The 19,827-nt window shown below is 40.5% G+C and carries 17 protein-coding genes; 8 read left to right on the top strand and 9 right to left on the bottom strand.

Translation table 11 applies throughout. From position 1 onward, the window contains the following. The first annotated feature begins 31 nt into the window (after positions 1-31). From uxaC to K348_RS0112465, 6 genes are all read left to right on the top strand, one after another. Positions 32-1,438 (top strand): glucuronate isomerase, encoded by a 1,407-nt coding sequence (gene uxaC, locus K348_RS0112490; protein ID WP_029905281.1) that lies wholly within the window; start codon positions 32-34, stop codon positions 1,436-1,438. A gap of 101 nt (positions 1,439-1,539) precedes the next feature. Beyond that, positions 1,540-2,382 (top strand): 5-dehydro-4-deoxy-D-glucuronate isomerase, encoded by an 843-nt coding sequence (gene kduI, locus K348_RS0112485; RefSeq protein WP_029905280.1) that lies wholly within the window; start codon positions 1,540-1,542, stop codon positions 2,380-2,382. Between the two features lie 27 nt (positions 2,383-2,409). Then, entirely contained in the window at positions 2,410-3,564 is a 1,155-nt protein-coding gene (locus tag K348_RS0112480; RefSeq protein ID WP_029905279.1) for a DUF4861 domain-containing protein, read from the top strand. 14 nt (positions 3,565-3,578) lie between these two features. Next, complete coding sequence (locus tag K348_RS0112475) at positions 3,579-4,619, top strand: sugar kinase (RefSeq protein WP_029905278.1); 1,041 nt, start codon at positions 3,579-3,581, stop codon at positions 4,617-4,619. A 44-nt stretch (positions 4,620-4,663) separates the two neighbouring features. Next, positions 4,664-5,341 (top strand): bifunctional 4-hydroxy-2-oxoglutarate aldolase/2-dehydro-3-deoxy-phosphogluconate aldolase, encoded by a 678-nt coding sequence (locus K348_RS0112470; protein WP_029905277.1) that lies wholly within the window; start codon positions 4,664-4,666, stop codon positions 5,339-5,341. 24 nt (positions 5,342-5,365) lie between these two features. Continuing rightward, on the top strand, positions 5,366-6,754 hold the full coding sequence (locus tag K348_RS0112465) for an MFS transporter (protein WP_197027657.1): 1,389 nt from the start codon (positions 5,366-5,368) through the stop codon (positions 6,752-6,754). 46 nt (positions 6,755-6,800) lie between these two features. On the opposite strand, the gene K348_RS0112460 is transcribed toward K348_RS0112465, so the two are convergent. The 3 genes from K348_RS0112460 to proS form a co-directional block, all read right to left on the bottom strand. After that, positions 6,801-7,643 carry a patatin family protein gene (locus tag K348_RS0112460; RefSeq protein ID WP_029905275.1) on the bottom strand — a complete coding sequence of 281 codons (843 nt, stop codon included), beginning with the start codon at positions 7,641-7,643 and terminating at the stop codon, positions 6,801-6,803. A gap of 142 nt (positions 7,644-7,785) precedes the next feature. After that, positions 7,786-8,250 (bottom strand): DUF3836 domain-containing protein, encoded by a 465-nt coding sequence (locus K348_RS0112455; protein ID WP_081852567.1) that lies wholly within the window; start codon positions 8,248-8,250, stop codon positions 7,786-7,788. A 195-nt stretch (positions 8,251-8,445) separates the two neighbouring features. Beyond that, the gene (proS, locus tag K348_RS0112450) at positions 8,446-9,927 is read right to left on the bottom strand and encodes a proline--tRNA ligase (RefSeq protein WP_029905273.1); all 1,482 of its coding nucleotides are present in this window, start codon (positions 9,925-9,927) and stop codon (positions 8,446-8,448) included. A gap of 447 nt (positions 9,928-10,374) precedes the next feature. Here proS and K348_RS0112445 point away from each other — a divergent pair, with 447 nt between their 5' ends. Next, on the top strand, positions 10,375-11,067 hold the full coding sequence (locus tag K348_RS0112445) for a YjjG family noncanonical pyrimidine nucleotidase (RefSeq protein WP_029905272.1): 693 nt from the start codon (positions 10,375-10,377) through the stop codon (positions 11,065-11,067). Between the two features lie 56 nt (positions 11,068-11,123). On the opposite strand, the gene K348_RS0112440 is transcribed toward K348_RS0112445, so the two are convergent. Together K348_RS0112440 and K348_RS0112435 are read right to left on the bottom strand one after the other, a co-directional pair. Next, entirely contained in the window at positions 11,124-11,621 is a 498-nt protein-coding gene (locus K348_RS0112440; protein WP_029905271.1) for a flavodoxin, read from the bottom strand. Between the two features lie 34 nt (positions 11,622-11,655). Next, positions 11,656-12,951, bottom strand: coding sequence for an MATE family efflux transporter (locus K348_RS0112435; RefSeq protein ID WP_029905270.1), 1,296 nt, complete (start codon positions 12,949-12,951; stop codon positions 11,656-11,658). A 156-nt stretch (positions 12,952-13,107) separates the two neighbouring features. Here K348_RS0112435 and ung point away from each other — a divergent pair, with 156 nt between their 5' ends. Beyond that, positions 13,108-13,770 carry a uracil-DNA glycosylase gene (gene ung, locus K348_RS0112430; RefSeq protein ID WP_029905269.1) on the top strand — a complete coding sequence of 221 codons (663 nt, stop codon included), beginning with the start codon at positions 13,108-13,110 and terminating at the stop codon, positions 13,768-13,770. Between the two features lie 136 nt (positions 13,771-13,906). Here the strand turns inward: ung and K348_RS0112425 are convergent, their stop codons facing one another. The 4 genes from K348_RS0112425 to K348_RS0112410 form a co-directional block, all read right to left on the bottom strand. Continuing rightward, positions 13,907-16,165, bottom strand: a complete 2,259-nt coding sequence (locus K348_RS0112425; protein WP_029905268.1) for a GH92 family glycosyl hydrolase — start codon at positions 16,163-16,165, stop codon at positions 13,907-13,909. Between the two features lie 303 nt (positions 16,166-16,468). Beyond that, complete coding sequence (locus K348_RS0112420) at positions 16,469-17,491, bottom strand: M23 family metallopeptidase (RefSeq protein ID WP_029905267.1); 1,023 nt, start codon at positions 17,489-17,491, stop codon at positions 16,469-16,471. Positions 17,492-17,498: 7 nt separating this feature from the next. Continuing rightward, positions 17,499-17,960, bottom strand: a complete 462-nt coding sequence (ndk, locus tag K348_RS0112415) for a nucleoside-diphosphate kinase (RefSeq protein WP_029905266.1) — start codon at positions 17,958-17,960, stop codon at positions 17,499-17,501. Positions 17,961-18,219: 259 nt separating this feature from the next. Next, positions 18,220-19,530, bottom strand: a complete 1,311-nt coding sequence (locus K348_RS0112410; protein WP_029905265.1) for a solute carrier family 23 protein — start codon at positions 19,528-19,530, stop codon at positions 18,220-18,222. Between the last annotated feature and the right edge of the window lie 297 nt (positions 19,531-19,827).

The raw sequence follows: 19,827 nt of genomic DNA, 5'->3' as shown, positions 1-19,827 counted from the left end.
ATTAACGGCTAAAAGCCAAAAGCCAAAAAATATGAAACAGTTTTTAGACGATAACTTCGTATTGCAAAACGAAACCGCAGAATACCTGTATCATCAGCATGCAAAACATCTGCCTATCATAGACTACCACTGTCATCTCGACCCAAAGCAGATAGCAGAAGATTACCGTTTTGATAATCTGGGTGAAATCTGGCTCGGGGGCGACCACTATAAATGGCGCGCGATGCGTGCAAACGGTATAGCCGAACGTTTCTGCACGGGAAAAGAGACAAGCGATTGGGAAAAATTCGAAAAATGGGCTGAAACCGTTCCTTACACCATGCGCAACCCGCTTTATCACTGGACGCATCTGGAACTGAAAACAGCTTTTGGCATTACAAAAATTCTGAAACCCGAAACCGCAAAGCAAATATTCGATGAATGTACGGCAAAGCTTCGTACTCCCGAATTCTCGGCTCGCGGACTTATGAAGCATTACAATGTTGAGGCTGTTTGTACAACCGATGACCCGATAGACTCACTGCAATATCATATAGCCTTGAAGAATGAAGGCTTTTCTATAAAAGTACTGCCTACATGGCGCCCCGATAAAGCGATGGCAGTAGATAATCCGGAATCATTCAGAGCATATATGGAAAAACTCTCTGAAGCATCGGGTATTACTATCAGCAACTATGGTGATATGATAGACGCATTGCACAACAGACATGATTTCTTTGCCAGTGTAGGATGCAAACTATCCGACCACGGTATAGAAGAATTCTACGCAGAAGATTATACCCAAGCCGAGATAGATAACATATTCAACAAGGTATATGGAGGAAAAGAACTTACACAGGAAGAAATCGTTAAGTTCAAATCCGCCGTTTTATTCGACGGGTCAATCATGGATTGGGAAAAAGGCTGGACACAACAATTCCACTATGGTGTAATACGTAACAATAATACCCGCCTGTTTAAGCAGGCAGGGCCGGATACTGGTTTCGATTCTATAGGAGACTTTACAGTCGCCAAGTCTATGGCGAAATTTCTCAACAGGCTCGATACTGATAACAAGCTGACAAAAACGATCATCTACAATCTGAACCCGCGTGATAATGATCTGGTTGCTACAATGATAGGAAATTTCCAAGATGGAACTATAGCAGGCAAAATACAATTCGGTTCGGGCTGGTGGTTCCTCGATCAGAAAATGGGAATGGAAGCGCAGATGAATTCATTATCTAATTTAGGGTTGCTCAGTCGCTTTGTCGGCATGTTGACTGATTCGCGTAGCTTCCTTTCATATCCTCGTCATGAGTATTTCCGCCGTATTCTTTGCAACCTAATCGGAACGGATGTTGAACAAGGATTACTCCCTGCATCCGAATTGGATTTCTTAGGTAAATTGGTAGAAAATGTATCTTATTATAATGCGAAGGAGTTTTTCAAATTTTAGCATCAGTTCGTTAAGTAAACCATTATAATTAACATAAGGCTTTCTTATATAATTTGTTTACTTTGATTTTGTTTTACATGTAAACTAAAACATTAAGAATAATGAAAACGACAATAGAAGAACGTTGGGGCACACATCCCGAGGATGTAAAAAAATACGATACAGAACAACTGCGAAAAGAATTTCTGGGTGAAAAAATATTCGATGCCGACAGTGTCATTATGACTTATACCCACAACGACCGTCTGATTATCGGAGGTGCACTTCCTGTAAATGAGGACTTAAAACTGGAGACAGTAGACCTTATCCGTTCCGAATACTTCTGCGAACGTCGCGAATTGGGTATTATCTGTATTGAGGGTGTAGGAACTGTTTCTGTAGACGGAAAAGATTATAATATGGAATTTAAAGATGCAATATATGTTGGTCGCGGCTCGAAAGAAGTCATCTTCAAAAGTAAAGAAGCATCCAATCCTGCAAAATATTATTTTGCATCTTCTCCTGCACATAAAGAATATCCTACGACTCCGATTACATCTGACATGCGGCGCACACGCGATCTGGGTTCTCCCGCTACCTCGAACGAGCGTCTGCTAAACCAGATTATATTAAGTGAAATAGTTCCTTGCTGCCAGTTACAAATGGGAATGACCGAACTAAAAGATGGCAGCGTATGGAATACCATGCCCCCGCATACTCATTCCCGACGTATGGAAGCCTATTTCTACTTCAAAGTTCCTGCCGGACAAGCTGTCTGTCACTTTATGGGGCAACCGCAGGAAACGCGTCATATTTTTATGGGTAACGAGCAGGCGGTAATTTCTCCTTCATGGTCTATACATTCGGCAGCCGGAACCAGTAACTATACTTTCATATGGGCTATGTGCGGCGAAAACCTCGACTATGATGATATGGATACTTTCACGGCCGATAAACTACGTTAATATTTAGCATACTAAAAAACGAAGCATATGAAAAAGATAATCGGTATATTATTCGCGAGCCTTTTCCTTTTTGCCTGCTCCTCAAAAAATGAGATGAGTATTGCAGTAGAAAACCCGAGTGATTTTGACCGCATAGCCGACCTTGTGGAAATACCTATGGACAGCATCAAGGATAAAGTACTGTTGACCGATAGTGCTGTCTATGTTGTCAAAAATGAAGCAGGCGAGATAATCCCGTCCCAAATAACATACGACCGCAAACTGATTTTCCAACCGGAGTTGAAAGCCAAAGAATCGAAAAGCTTTGTTATTACAACGGATACCGCCCGTACATATGAGTCAAAAACATACGGACGCTTTATCACAGAACGCAAAGATGACTTTGCATGGGAAAACGACCGCGTAGCATTCCGCATATACGGCCCTGCGTTAGTAGAAACAGATGGACAAAGCAATGGCATCGATATTTTGTATAAACGTACCAACAACCTGATTATTGACAAATGGTATAAAGATGATTTAGCCGGAACAGCCTCATACCATGAAGACCATGGTGAAGGACTGGATAACTATAATGTCGGACGTAGTCTTGGTGCAGGTGCTATGGCTCCTTATGTAAACGACAAACTATGGATGAACGAAAACTTTGTATCGGAAGATTTATTGGATAACGGTCCTCTGCGCACTACATTTAAACTCACATATAATGACGTGAATGTAGACGGTAAGACTATTGCAGAGAATCGCACAATATCACTCGATGGAGGTTCACAGTTATCAAAAGTCATTCAGGCATATACTATAAAAGAAGCAATGCCTGTTGCCGCAGGTATTGTGAAACGTGAGAAGAACGATTCTATCATTTCGACGGATAAGTATATTATATACAGTGAACCAAAAAGTGAGAAAGCAGACAATGTATATTTAGCCCTTATCTTTCCAAATGGAATCGACAAAACAGTTATAGACAAATATGACGTAAACAATGCTAAGACAAAAAATAAAGAATCTTACTCACATGTTTTAGCTGTAACAACTCATCAGCCAAATATTCCTGTAACATATTATACCGGATACGGCTGGTCTAAATTCGGTTTCCCGACGATAGCTGACTTTGAGAAATATATAAAAGAGTTCTCCGAAGGATTGGCTAATCCCCTCATTGTAAAGTACAATAAATAATTCTATAAAAACACATGATGAAAAAAGTAGTAACATTCGGCGAAATTATGTTGCGTCTGGCAACTCCCGGATATCAAAGATTTATACAATCCAACAATCTCAACGCCACATTCGGAGGCGGTGAGGCTAACGTTGCTGTTTCGTTATCGAATTACGGCATTCCAACCGATTTTGTAACACGTCTGCCTAAGAACGATATTGCAGAATGGTGTATCTCCGATCTCAGAAAATATAATGTAGGCGTTAGTAATATCATCCGGGGCGGTAACCGCGTAGGCATCTACTTCCTCGAAACGGGAGCTGTTGCCCGCGCATCGAAAGTAGTATACGACAGGGCTAGTTCCGCCATTGCCGATATCAAACCGGGCATGGTAGACTGGAAAGAAGTTTTCAGAGATACTCAATGGTTTCATTGGACAGGCATTACGCCTGCTCTATCACAAGGCGCTGCCGAGGCCTGCCTTGAAGCGATCAAAATAGCTAATGAAATGGGCGTAACCGTTTCCACAGACCTCAACTATCGCAAAAACTTATGGAAATACGGAAAAACGGCTTCGGAAATTATGCCCGCTCTAGTAGAGGGCTGCGATATTATTCTGGGGAATGAGGAAGATGCCGAAAAAGTATTCGGTATAAAACCCGAAGGTTTCGACGTAGCCCATACGGGAGGAGAAGTGAATGCTGCTGAATTCGAATCGGTATGTACTCAATTAATGAAACGTTTCCCACGCGCCAAGAAAGTAATTATCACCCTTCGCGGTTCTATCAATGCCAATCATAACACATGGGGCGGATGCCTCTATTCAGATAAACTTTATCATTCGAAACGCTATGATATCACTCATATTGTCGACCGTGTAGGCGGAGGCGATTCTTTTATGGGGGGATTGATCTACGGACTTATCACCTATCCTGCCGACGACCAGAAAGCACTGGAATTTGCAGTCGCTGCCTCTTGTTTAAAACATACTATTTACGGAGACTTTAATCTTGTTACTGTGGCAGAAGTGGAGAATCTGATGAAAGGCGACGGTTCGGGGCGCGTATCCCGCTGATACTTTACGGGCAATCAACTAATATAAAATTAGCGTATTAAAATATGGCACGATTTTCAAGAATAATAGCCTGCCAGACAATGGCAGAAACCGGAATGGTTCCGGTATTTTACAACAGTGATCTCGAAACATCCAAGCAAGTGCTGAAAGCTTGTTATCTCGGTGGAGTACGGGCATTTGAATTCACTAACCGTGGAGACTTTGCACACGAAATATTCGGTGAACTCAATAAATGGGCTGCAAATGAATGCCCGGATATGATACTCGGTATCGGTTCGGTAGTTGATGCAGGTACAGCATCTTTGTTTTTGCAGCTTGGAGCAAACTTTGTAGTAGGCCCGCTACTCAACCCCGATATATTTAAAGTATGTAACCGGCGTCAGGTCGCTTATATACCCGGTTGTGGTTCGGTATCGGAAATAGGTTACGCTCAGGAACTAGGAGCGGAAGTGGTGAAGATATTTCCTGCCGGAAATGTAGGAGGACCGTCATACGTAAAGAATGTAAAAGCCCCTATGCCGTGGTCGAGCATTATGGTAACAGGCGGAGTAGAACCAACTGAAGAAAACCTGACCAAATGGTTCGAAGCTGGCGTTACATGTGTTGGTATGGGCTCGAATCTCTTCCCTAAAGATGTCATTGCAGCTAAAGACTGGGGTAAGATAACCGATATGTGCAGGGATGCACTTGAAATCATAGCTAAAGCAAGAAGAGTAACATGAAATATTAAACCTTAAAATACATCCATGAATACATTTAACAAGATCAATGAAAAAGTAAGCAGACACAGGTGGACAATCTGTGCTCTGCTCTTTTTCGCAACTACAGTAAACTATCTCGACAGGCAGGTATTAAGTCTGTTGCAGCCATTACTGGCAGAGCAATTCGGCTGGACAAACAGCGATTACGCCGACATTGCTGCTGTATTCCAATTTACCTATGCCATTGCCATGCTATTTGCCGGAAAGTTCATCGACTGGATGGGAACACGAAAAGGATATGCGTGGGCAATAACACTTTGGTCGGTAGGGGCAATAATACATGCCTTTGCAGTCGGCATTGGTGGAGTAGTCTCCCCCGTGTTATCTTTGGTTGGAATAATATTGCCATTTTCCGTAGTGGGATTTATGTTCGGGCGATTTGTTCTGGCTATAGGAGAAGCCGGAAACTTTCCTGCGGCTATAAAGACCGTAGCGGAATGGTTCCCTAAAAAAGAACGTTCCTTTGCTACGGGAATATTCAATTCCGGAGCAAATATAGGGGCAATACTAGCACCGCTTACCGTTCCGTGGATTGCATCTCACCTCGGATGGGAGGCTGCATTCATTATTGTGGGAGGCATCGGCTTTTTGTGGCTGATATTCTGGTTCCTCTTCTATGATTCCCCAAAGAATATGTTGAAGAAAGGGAAGATCACACAGTCGGAATACGACCATATCCATAGTGACAAAGAAGAACAGGCAATAGAAAACGGAAGTGAAAAGAGCGAGAAAGTATCATGGTTCAAGCTTCTTACTTTCCGTCAGACATGGTCATTCTTCATGGGTAAATTTATCACCGACGGTGTATGGTGGTTCTTCCTGTTCTGGCTACCCGCATACCTGAAAGTCCAATATGGAATCGAAGGAACTGCAATAATGCTTCCTTTGACTGTATTATATAGTATGACCATGGTAGGCAGTATCGGCGGAGGATGGTTTCCTGCCCACTTCATGAAGAAAGGAATGGATGCTTACAAAGCCCGTATGACAGCGATGTTCATCATTGCACTATTCCCGCTTACGGTATTGGCGGCGCAGCCTCTTGGTAGTATCAGTATGTGGTTTCCTGTTGTCATTATTGGTATAGGTGCATCTGCACATCAGGCATGGTCGGCCAATATATTTACTACCGTATCGGATATGTTCCCTAAAAAAGCCGTTGCTTCGGTTACGGGTATAGGTGGCATGGCAGGCGGTATGGGAGGAGTTATCATTACCAAAGTAGCAGGTGCTTTATTCGACCATTATCAAGCTTTAGGACAAATAGAAACGGGATACAGTATTATGTTTACATTCTGCGCCTTAGCTTACGTCATAGCGTGGGTGGTAATGAAGACATTGGTACCTAAATTTAAACCTATTACAGAGTTATAATGAAACATAGAAAGCAGGAAATAAATTTCCTGCTTTCTTTTTATATTTAGAGACTCATATCATAAATAAACTTGCCACAATCATAACCCTGTTCATACAGGTCGGTTAGTTTATCCACATCTTTTTCAATCCGGTCGACCAATATAGGCTTTTGCGGTCGAATCACAAAAACCTTTCCCTCCTCTTCCAGTTTATCGACCAGATCGAGCTGCCCATTATACAGACTGTTTCTATTGCTGAGAGCCTGACGCATAGCCGGATATTTACGATAAATAAAAGACGGAACCTTTATATCTTTGCTTTCTTTCCGGTAACCTTTGTTCCGGGTAAGCACAATCACATTTTTTGTATATCCTTGTCTAATTGCTCTTTCTATTGGTATGGAATCACAGATGCCGCCATCGAGCATCGGAATATCATCTACATAAGTTACAGGGCATAATATCGGCAGACTGCTCGATGCTTTTACAATATCTATAACACGTTCCTTATTGCCTTTTTCCTCATAATATTCAGCCTGTCCTGTCAGACAATTGGAAGTAACCATTTCGAAACGTGACGGAGATGCAAAATACGATTCATAATCGTAAGGAATGATATTATCAGGGAATTCATGAAATAACAGGTCGAAATCCATGATATTACCTTTTTTAATATAGTGCTTCAATCCTATATATTTATATTTGGCAAGCAAATCGATATTACTAAATTTTGCACGGCCCCGCTGTTTTGAAATAAAAGAAAGTCCATTGCAAGCTCCGGCTGAAACTCCTATAACATACGGAAAATTTATATTATTATCCATAAAGTAATCGAGAACGCCGCAGGTAAAAACCCCGCGCATTCCTCCTCCTTCAAGTACAAGTCCAATGTTATTCGTCTCAATCATCTTTTTCCTATATAGATAAAGATTCTAAAATTAATTAAAAATCGGGAAACGGCATAAACAAATGGCTTATTAAATGGGAAAAGCCCTGCTCCTGTCCATACAGGCTGCAGAGCTTTTATATATAGAAAGAATATCCGCTATATTATTTCTGACTTAAAACATGACTAACATCATTGTTTATATGTATCTGTTTTGTCGCCAAAAGTTCACCGTCGTAATCATAAACATGCACGAGTTGCTCCGATTGGCACGACCATGTATTCAGTTTACTGTCCCATTCTGTATAGATGAGGTTTACCATGTGTCCCTTATTATCACATTCGTAATCATACTTCTGCATACCTATCCACCCGGCTTCGCTATTCCAGTTATATACTGTCTTCTTAAAAAGTATTCCGTCAGGACTATACTGATAAACTGATTTCTTCAAAGGCCGGGAAACTTCCGTATTGTAAGATATAAATTCCTTTACTACACCTTTATCTGTCACATCCTCATTACTATAAACCACAGTTTTAGGATTACCTGCATACACATTTGCCATTGATAAAGAAAGGACTGCTGCTAAGATTATAATTATTGTTTTCATGATTGTATATTTTTGCATTTATTACTTTATTCTTCTGATTTTTATTCTTAAGCGCTTTCACTATTATGACGAGTATAATGATAAAATAGTTACAATTTTTTAAGAAAAAAATAGCAATAAATTTATAACAACCTGATTTTATGACAAATAAAAAAAAGCCTTCAAATCTGACAAATCAGTATTCAAAGGCTTCTAATATAATCGTATAGTTGCTTAATAAGCGCGCGCAAAGACAACCCGTTGGGCCGATGGCTTTCCTGTCACCATACATTTGCCCGGTGTCTTATCACCTTCGAGAGGGATGCAACGTATTGTAGCTTTTGTTTCGGCTTTTACCTTTTCTTCTGTTTCAGGTGTACCGTCCCAGTGAGCAAGGATAAAGACGCCGTCTTCAATCTTTTCCTTGAATTCGTCATAAGTATCTACAGTTATAGTCTGCTTAGCTCTGTAATCCAATGCCTTTTGATAAATATTCGTCTGAATATCATCGAGAAGATTCTTAATATACATATCGAGGCCGTCGCACGATACTGTTTCTTTCGTTAAGATATCGCGGCGGGCAACTTCCACTGTATTGTTTTCCATATCGCGGGCACCCATTGCCAGACGTACAGGCACGCCTTTAAGTTCGTATTCGGCAAACTTCCAGCCCGGCTTTCTATTATCTGCATTGTCATATTTCACGCTGATACCTAAGACTTTCAGTGATTTCACAATACCGGCTACCTTTTCATTGATTAGAGCCAACTGTTCATCTCCTTTATAGATAGGCACTATCACCACCTGATATGGAGCCAGTTTAGGAGGAAGTACAAGCCCGTTATCATCCGAATGTGCCATAATCAACGCCCCGATCATACGGGTAGATAATCCCCACGATGTTGCCCATACATAGTCCATCTTACCTTCTTTATCGGCAAACTTCACATCAAATGCTTTGGCAAAGTTCTGACCTAAGAAGTGAGATGTACCCGACTGCAAAGCCTTTCCGTCCTGCATCATCGCTTCAATGGTATAGGTTTCTACCGCTCCGGCAAAACGTTCCGAAGCAGATTTTACTCCCTTAATAACCGGCATAGCCATATGCTCCTCAGCAAATTGCGCATATACATTCAGCATCTGAATTGTTTCCGCTTCGGCTTCTTCCCTTGTAGCATGGGCTGTATGCCCTTCCTGCCAGAGAAATTCGGCTGTACGCAGGAACAAGCGCGTACGCATTTCCCAACGCACTACGTTAGCCCACTGATTCACCAGAATAGGCAGGTCGCGATACGACTGTATCCAGTTGCGGTACGTATTCCATATAATGGTTTCGGAAGTAGGACGAACAATCAGTTCCTCTTCCAACTTAGCTTCCGGGTCTACAATAACGCCCTTTCCGTCAGGGTCATTCTTAAGCCGATAATGAGTTACTACGGCGCATTCCTTTGCAAAGCCTTCCACATGGTCGGCTTCTTTACTCAGAAAAGATTTGGGGATGAACAAAGGGAAATAAGCATTCATATGACCTGTTTCTTTAAACATGTCATCTAGTTGACGCTGCATTTTTTCCCATATCGCGTATCCGTAAGGTTTGATAACCATACATCCGCGAACTGCAGAATTTTCTGCCAATTCTGCCTTCAATACCAAATCGAGGTACCACTGACTGTAATCCTTACTTCTTGGAGTCAGTTCTTTTAGTTCTTTTGCCATAGTTTATAGTTACAAGTGACGAGTTACAAGTTACAAGATGTTTTCATACCTGAATCGTCGATTTTTAAAATCGCTACAAAGTTAGTAAAAGCCGTTAATTAAAGAATATGTAAGGTAAAGATTTCTCTATATAATAAGCTTTCTTAAAAAAGTAACAAAAGTAACAGATTTATAGCCATTAGCTAGTAGCTTTTAGCCGTTAGCTTTCTTTATAAAAAAATTTAAAAGGTAACAAAAGTAACACCATTCATTTAATAATTCTGTAATTTGCAACCGCCCTCAGGGCGAAGTAACTTGTAACTATTATTTTATTGGGCTCCGCCAATTTCCATTTCAAAGAGCTAAAAGCTATCAGCTAACGGCCAACAGCTATAATACAATATAGATAAAATTGCATCAAACATTTACGCTGAAAAAGCCTATCTTTGCCTGAAATTACAGACTCATATGAAATATACCGATATACTTCTCGACTTAGACGATACGCTAATTGATACCGTTGAGAATACCCGACTGACACTGATTGAAATATACGATGATTATAATTTCGCAAGTTATTTCCCCTCATTTCAGGATTTCTATACTATCTATTATGATAATGTAAGCCGTCTGTGGGAACTTTACGGCAGAGGAAAGATTACCAAGAAAACATTGCAGCGTGAGCGTTTTGTTGCTCCTTTAAGTATTGTGGAACAAATCAGTGAAGAACAGGCTCTGGCGATCAATGACGATTTCATTGCCCGTATAATGCTGAAAGGTACTTTGGTAGAGGGAGCTAAGGAATTGCTCGATTATTTGCAATCGCGGTACAGAATACATATCCTCTCGAATGGTTTTACTGAAATGCAATATGTAAAGATGGACAGCGCAGGCCTAACTCCCTATTTCGATAAAGTAATCCTGTCTGATGTTGTCGGCGTAAATAAGCCGCATCCTGATATATTTACCTATGCGTTGAAAGAGATCGGTGTTCCTGCTGATAAAGTGATTATGATAGGCGATAATCATTTTACCGATATTGGGGGTGCCTACCACAGTGGAATAGACCAGATATGGTATAATCCGCAGGGCAAACCGACCGATGATTTTATACCGACTTATACAGTGAAAAAGCTGGATGAAATAAAGAATATACTATAAAAAAAGCCGGAAAAAAGTTTTCTATCCGGCTTTTACTATATACAATAAATAATATATTAATTCAAATATTGCTTCAGATTTTCAACCCAAACAGCAATCCGCTTATCGGTTTCGTTGTATTCGTTATCTTCATCTAGAGCAAGTCCTACAAAATGCCCGTCAACAATAGCATCCGATTCGTCAAAATTATATCCGTCTGCAGATACAGAACCTACAATCTCGACTTTTCCTTTCAATGCTTTATATAAATGATACATCGCTCCTGCAAAACTTGTTGAGAAAGAAGCACTGTCACCCAGTGAAAATAAAGCGACTTTCTTTCCCGAGAAATCCATTTTCTCCATTTTAGGCAGCAACATTTCCCAATCGTCCTGTAAATCTCCGATACCCGTTGTAGACGCTCCGAATATTAAGAAATCATATGGCTTGAGATCATCGATATTCACACTTTCTGCATTGAAAAGATCGGCGTCTCCCAATGCGGATTGTAATTTTTCTGCTACCGCTTCTGTGGCTCCGGTAGATGAGCCGTACACTATTGCAATTTTGTTCATAACAAACTAAAGAAATTATTAAACTGATTATCAATCATCTGGAATGATTTAAAACGGCGGGCGCCATAAAACTCTGGACTATCCCCCTCAAAGCCAGATACACAATAAACGCAATCCATAAAATATTGTTCGCCAAAATACCTGAAAAAGCAAAATACAATATAAAGAACGCAGCCACCGCAACCAGCATGGAATTTCGCATCTGATGCGAGGCTGTAGCCCCTACAAATACGCCGTCCCAAAGGAATGCGGAGAAGCTGGCAATAGGTATCAGGTATACCCAGAAATGGAATTGCTTGCTAAATTCGATTATATTTTGTTTGTCGGTAAGGATACCCAGTATCTGATCGAGAAACAGCACATATACAAGAGTAAAAAGCAAAGCTAATATTATACCCCATATAAATAATCTCTTTACCAGAAATTTAAGTTGCAGCCTGTTTCCAGCCCCGATAAATTTACCTGTTAATGCCTCGGCAGCATAGGCAAATCCATCCATCATATAAGAGAATAGGATAAACAGTTGCATCAATAAAGCATTGGCAGCCAGCGTATCTTTTCCTGCTTTAGCAGAGGCCGACATAAAGAAAGTGGTAACAGCAACCAGCGCCATGGTGCGGATAAATATATCACTATTCACTTTGAAGAAAGGAATGTAAGAAGAAAAATTCTTCAGTACACTAAATCTGATATATTGCTTTAACCTTCCATACTTTATGTTCCACAACAGAACGAAAGAAAGAAAACCTGTATATTGTGCACAAACCGAAGCAAGTGCCACACCTTCTATCTTCATCCCCAAGCCATAAACAAATGTAAAGCTCAGGGCGATATTTACTACATTCACACCAATGGCGACAACCATCGGTATTTTGGCATTCTGCATGCCTACATACCAACCATTGAAAGCATAAAGTCCCAATATGGCCGGAGCAGCCCAGATGTATATATAGAAATAATCCTGCGCATATTGTTTCACTGCAGGTTCACCATTGAGCAGAGAAAAACCGAGATAGGAAATAAAATACTGGAGCGATATAATAAGTATACCTGCCGTCATAGCAACAGCAAGAGAACGCAGCAGGATATTGGTCTGTTCCTGATGATCGTCGGCTCCATATGATTGGGCAGTAAATCCGCTGGTACCCATACGCAGGAAAGAGAAACTCCAGTAGATGAAATTGAAGATCATTGTTGCCATAGCAATAGCCCCGATATAGTCTTCAGAATCGAGATGCCCAACAATAAACATATCCACCATTCCCAACAGGGGTACAGTGATATTGGATATAATATTGGGTATTGCCAGCCGCAATATACTCTTATTCATAACGGGTACAAAAGTACGACTGTTAAGGGATACACACAAATGTTAAATATTAAAGTCTGATATTTGTAAAAAATTGTATCTTTACGATTGTTGTTTTTACTCATTAGAATGAAAACAATTATTAATCACTAATTACTAACTATTAATTATATATTCATGGACGTAAAAATAGAGGAAAGCTGGAAAGAACAACTGAAAGATGAATTTGAAAAGGATTATTTTATCAGGTTGACCGATTTTGTCAGGAATGAATACCGCACAAAACAAATATTTCCTCCGGCTAAACTTATTTTTAATGCTTTCGATCATACCCCCTTCAATAAAGTAAAGGTAGTAATACTCGGGCAAGACCCCTATCACAACGACGGGCAGGCGCATGGATTATCTTTCTCCGTTCCCGACAGTATACCGGCACCTCCCTCGCTGGTAAACATATTTAAAGAAATCAACCGCGATATGGGCATCCCTATTCCCCGCTCGGGTAATCTGACCCGTTGGGCAAATCAGGGAGTACTCTTACTCAATGCCACGCTTACCGTCCAGGCGCATATGGCCGGTTCGCACCAGAGAAAAGGCTGGGAAGAGTTTACCGATGCTGCCATTCATAAATTAGCCGAAGGACGCCAGAATCTTGTCTTTATCCTATGGGGATCATATGCGCAGAAGAAAGCCGCATTCATCGATACAAGCAGGCATCTTGTTTTGAGGTCGGTACATCCGTCACCATTGTCTGCACATAACGGATTTTTCGGAAATAATCATTTTAGCGAGACAAATAAATATTTAATTTCAAAAAGTATTGAACCAATTGAATGGTAAGTTTGTTATATGCAATATAACAATACTTGCTGGTATTAATAAAACAAAATCAAAGCCGCGAGAATCACTTCTGGCGGCTTCACCCTTAATTAAAATCCCTATGATGTGTAATAGGGACTTTCTTTCTTAAATATCCTTATATTTCACCTTTTGTACCCCAAGTTTCGGACGGCTTATCTCCCATCACAAATTCCAGTGTACCTCCGGCTTCGATATCTTTAAAATCTATATAGAATTTGTCATAATCCTTACCATTGAGGCTTACGCTCTGTATATATTTATTTGCTGCACTGTTGTTTTTAGCTACAATCTTGAATGTTTTGCCATCCTTAACTTTAATAGTGGCTTCGTTAACAATCGGTGAACCGAATACATACTTTCCTCCGGCAGGTTCAACCTGATAGAACCCGAGCGCAGACAAGATATACCATGCCGACATCTGGCCTACATCTTCATTACCTGAAAGTCCTGCAGGTTTGTCGTGATATAATACAGATAAGACTTGGCGTACTTTATCGGCAGTCTTCCACGGCTGGCCGATGTATGGATACATATACAGAATATGATGGCTAGGTTCGTTACCATGCGCATACTGCCCGATCAGACCGCTGATATCCGGAGAAGCATGTTCACCAAGCGAACCTTCTACAATAAACAGAGAGTCGAGTTTCTGAGTGAATTTCTCCTTGCTTCCGAAAAGATCTACAAGACCTTTTATATCGTGAGGCACAAGCCATGTATATTGCCAAGCATTCCCTTCTGTGTAATCGTTATCGCGGTGAACTGATTCGAACGGATTGAACGGTTCCTTAAATTTACCGTCAGAAGACAAACCTCTCATGAAACCTGTAGACTTATCGAAATAATAAGTATAAGCCTTACTGCGTTTAAGGAAATATTCATAATCTCCTGTTTTTCCCATTTGCTGGGCAACCTGTGCTATTGTCCAGTCTGCAATGGCATATTCCATACATTTAGAAAGGCCTTCACTTTCACCTTTATCATATGGTATATAGCCATATTCTTTCATATACTTCAAGCCTCTTTCGTCCAGCATAGCTGAATTCTTCATAGCTTCGAATGCCAGTTCCTTATCGAAACCGCCGTAACCTTTCAGTATGGCATCGGCAACAACTGATATCCCCGGATTACCTACCATACAGTCGGTTTCGCAACCCATAAGATGCCATACAGGAAGTTTGCCCTGCTCCTTATAGATAGTAAGCATTGTATTAATGATGTCACTCATCTTTTCGGGATGAATGATTGTCATCAGCGGATGAGCGGCACGGTAAGTATCCCACAATGAAAATGTAGTATAATTCTTAAATGCGCCTTTTTCGTGCATTTTGGCATCCGAACCTCTGTAATCATTGTTTACATCACAAAACTCGGACGGAGCAATCATTGTATGATATAGTGCTGTATAGAATACGCGTTTTGTTACATCGTCGGCAGAAATAACGATCTTGCTTAATTCGTCGTTCCATGCTTTGTCGGCATCAGCTATTGTCTGTTTGAAATCCCAGCCCGGAAGTTCACTCTTCATGTTCAGCTTCGCATTTTCGATGCTGACAGGCGATAATGCTACTTTGATATATATTTCTTCCTTATCTTTTGTATCGAATAAAGCCTGACCGAAAACACCAACTGCTTTCAGTTCGGTTCCCTCTTTTGCTTCTTCACCTTCCGACAATATGAATTTCTTCATCGGTTTGGAGAATGAAGCGGTGAAGAATACCCGCTGATCGTTAGCCCATCCTTTAGAATAACGATAACCCGAAATAGTAGAGTCATTCTCATATTTGAGATATGTTTCTACCGGACTATCCCAGTTCAGACTGCTTTTCAGGTCTATTATAACCTGAGCATTATCCGATTGAGGGAAAACATATTTATGAAAACCGACTCTTTTTGTAGCTGTAAGTTCTACATCTACATTGTACCTATCGAGATGTACAGCATAATAACCGGCTTTAGCTGTTTCCTTATCATGGCTGAATTGAGAATACATACCCGAATTAGGGTCAGATATCTCACCTTTCCCCAGCTTAACATCTCCCACTACGGGCATGAAAGCTATATCCAAAAGGTCGCCTATACCCGTACCACTCAGATGCATATGCGTGAATCCCCAGATAGTAGAGTCCGATATATGGTATCCCGATGTCCAGTCCCAGCCTCCTGTAATATTGGTCGGGCCGAGTTGTACCAATCCGAACGGAACATCTGCCCCCATAAAGACATGTCCATGATCACCTGTTCCTATATATGGGTCGACATATTGTGTGAGATTTAACGATTCCTTACTTTTATCCGATTCGTCGCAAGAATAGAATAAAGCACAAGTTATTAAGCCCAGAGAGGCTGTTTTAATAATCTTATTGATATTCATTTTATATTAGGTTTATGTATAATATTCAAAATATTAGATTCCCTTTTCTACGGGCACTCTTCTCTGTTTTCATAATCTGAAAACTCAGGCACTTTATGCATTATTGAATTGATGACAAAAATAAAGAATAATCTTAAATAAACGGACATTTATCTGCCATTTAATTATTTATAACAGATAATATACAATAAGTAGTATAGGCAATATTTGTGATAACCATGAGTAACTTGTATGATAAAACAAAAAAAAGAAAGGCTGCAAGAAATTCAATCTTGCAGCCTTTTTATCTATATTCTTTTTTTATCAGGATACTCTCAACGATTTACCCGGACGCAATATTGTTCTGGTAGTAATACTATTCAGCGAACAGATTTTATTTATAGATGTTCCGTATTTACGAGCAATAGCACCCAATGTATCCCCGGATTTCACACGGTGATAACTCACGCTGCCCGATGCATACTTATTCTTTACATTCGAATTGGAACGTGTGGCTGAAGAAGCTAGCAGTTTAACATTCACACCTTTCGAACTTCTGTTGAAACTTTTAGGAGTGACTGTATAAGTATCTTTGTGGCAAACTTTATTCTCAAAATCGACAATAAATGTCGGATTGATCGGATTTCCTAGGAAACGGAATTCCAGATGCAGATGCGAACCTGTCGAACGTCCTGTATTTCCACCCAATGCTATCGGATCTCCCGATTTTACTACATCGTCTTCGTTTACCAAAAACTTGGACAAGTGTCCGTATACGGTTTCCAGTCCGTTAGGATGACGAAGAGCCAGATAATATCCATACCCGCGACGCTCATATTGCTTTACACGTACTTTCCCGTCGAATGCCGCATAGATAGTGTCTCCCGTCTGTACTTTCAGGTCGATGCCGTAATGCATTCTGCGACGACGCGGCCCGTAATTGGAAGTTATATGACCCATTGTAGGCATTGTAAAATTGGAAAGATTGACAGTAAAAGTATCGGGTATATTTTCTATCGAACGGTAAGCATTAACGTAACGGTTGTTCCAAATGCCGCCGTATAGTTCTTCTGCAGGTATTTCATCTGCTGAGAGGATACGTTCCTCTTGTACTTCCTTTAATATGGACAAGTCCCGCTTAATCTTGATTCCGTCTGCGTAAAGGTCATTAGCACTCATGCGGCTATGACGTTGCTTGTATTTGAGTTCGACTCTGTCAGTATTAGATTCCGCGTTGTTGTCAGTATTTTGAGCGAAACTACTCATCGGTAGTAAAAACATTGCTGCTAAAGGTAGTAGTCTTAGCTTTTTAAAGCTCTTTGTAAAAATATTTGTTCTTCCTTGCATAATTACTTTAAATCTCGTCACATGCATACAAGTGTGCAAGTGTGGATAGTTTATAATCAAAAATCTCATTATCTGCAAAAAAGCGTTTGAGTTCCACTTTGGCTGATTCGGCTGAATCTGAAGCATGAACAATATTCTCCTGTGCACTCATCGACAGGTCTCCTCTTATTGTTCCTGCTACAGCCTCCCTTCCGTCGGTCACACCAATTATAGAACGCACGACTTTTGCAGCATCGATACCTTCCCAACACTGAACAACTACGGGGCATACTTTCATAGAATTTTTGACACGCTCGAAAAAGGGCCTGTCTTTAAGATGTGCGTAGTGTTCATTTAGAATGGCATCGGTCATTTGTATCATTTTCGTTCCCGCCAAACGTAAACCTTTCTTTTCGAAGCGGGAGATGACCTCTCCTATCAGCGATCTCTGAACGCATGAAGGCTTTAAAATAACGAGGGTTTTCTCCATAATTTAGCTTCGATACTAGTAAGATTTCATTTATATAACTGTCAAATATAGAACTTATTTCAAAAGTGAGCAACTTTAACACGTTGAAAAAAAGACATTTTAACAGGATTGAAAACATGTTCTACAGCAGATTATTAATTAAACTGCTTATAAATAAGGAAATAACGGTTGAAGCATCAACCATTATTTTTAACGATTAATAACTTAGAGAATTTATTGTTGTAAGTCTATGTAAGCTTATATTTTAGTTTAAAATAAACTATTCTTTAAACATTTCATCGAAATCCACGACCTGTTTTCCGGGTAAAACCTGATTTAAAACCACACCTATAATTGAGGCCAAGGCCATACCTTCGAGTGAAAATACTTTTCCTATATGAATGGCCGCTCCGCCGATACCGATAACCAGTATCACCGATGCAATAATAAGATTGCGTTTACGGCTGAAATCCACTTTATTCTCGACAAGCATACGCAATCCGCTGGATGCAATGATACCAAACAGGAGAATGGAAACCCCGCCCATTACAGGAGTAGGGATAGTGGTAAGCAATGCAGCAATCTTACCGCAGAAACCGAATAATATAGCGAAGACTGCTGCCCCGACAAACAAATAGATACTGAATGCCCGCGTAATAGCCAATACACCGATATTTTCACCGTATGTAGTCACGGGAGGACCGCCAATACCCGCAGCGATCATTGTGGCAATACCGTCACCCAGCATAGATTTATCCAGTCCGGGATCTTTTATTAGATCTTTGCCCACTACTTTGCTCAATACCAGCTGATGCCCGATATGCTCTGCAATAGGGACAATGGCAACAGGCACCATCATCAGTAATATGCGCCAAGTAAAAGACGGAGTATAATCTACAAAAGGAATTTCGAATGGTGGTAACTGTATCCATTTGGCGTCTGCTACGGGCTGCATATCCACAATGCCAAAGACTACAGAAAATATATAGCCCCCTATAATACCGACCAGAACCGGAATAACGCTCAGGAATCCACGGGTAAAAATGGCCGTAAGTATAGTTATCGTAAGAGTAATCAGTCCTACCCAGACATATGTCAGGTCATATTCTCCTGCCGGATTGTTGGTAGACATATTTACTGCCGTTACCGATAATCCCAGACCTATAACCATAATAACAGGCCCCACCACTACCGGTGGCAATAATTTCATCAACCAGTTCGTTCCGGCTTTAGCAATTATCAACGCTACAATAGAGTATGTAACCCCGACAAGGAAACTGCCGACAAGGAAACTCCCCATACCGACACCTGATGCAGGATCGAGTTCTAATGCTTTAACGGCAATGATAGGATTAATAAAAGCAAATGAAGAACCGAGATAAGAAGGCACTTTACCTTTTGTGATTACGATGAATACCAATGTTCCTATACCGCTGGAAATAAGAGCCACTGCAGGACTCATTCCCGTAAGAGCAGGTACAAGGACGGTTGCCCCGAACATGGCAAACAAATGTTGTATACTCAACAGTAACCATTGCGCCGGTTTCGGCTTGTCCTTGATACCTAATACTATCTTTTTTTCTTCTATCATAATGAATTTTTTTCTGTTATCGATACAGCATAAAAAAAGCCGAGAATCAAATATCGGCTCTGTATTTAAAGATCTTTCTTATCATTTTATCATCTGATCATCCCTTCAACTAAAGGTTGGACTGAGAATCAGGCGCAAATGTAATAATTATTTGGAACACAGATATATTTCCTCTCATTTTATTTTGTAAATAATTAGCTATCAGCCCCGTTGCTTAGATTAACAGAAGTCTTTTTTATATACTGAACAATCTTTCACATTATTTACACTGATAGCCCTCTATTTTCCTTGCTTTTC

The sequence above is a fragment of the Prevotella sp. 10(H) genome (assembly GCF_000711235.1).
Taxonomy (GTDB): Bacteria; Bacteroidota; Bacteroidia; order Bacteroidales; family Dysgonomonadaceae; genus Dysgonomonas.
The sequence above is the reverse complement of the archived record's forward strand: the minus strand, read 5'-3'. Positions and strand labels throughout refer to the sequence as shown.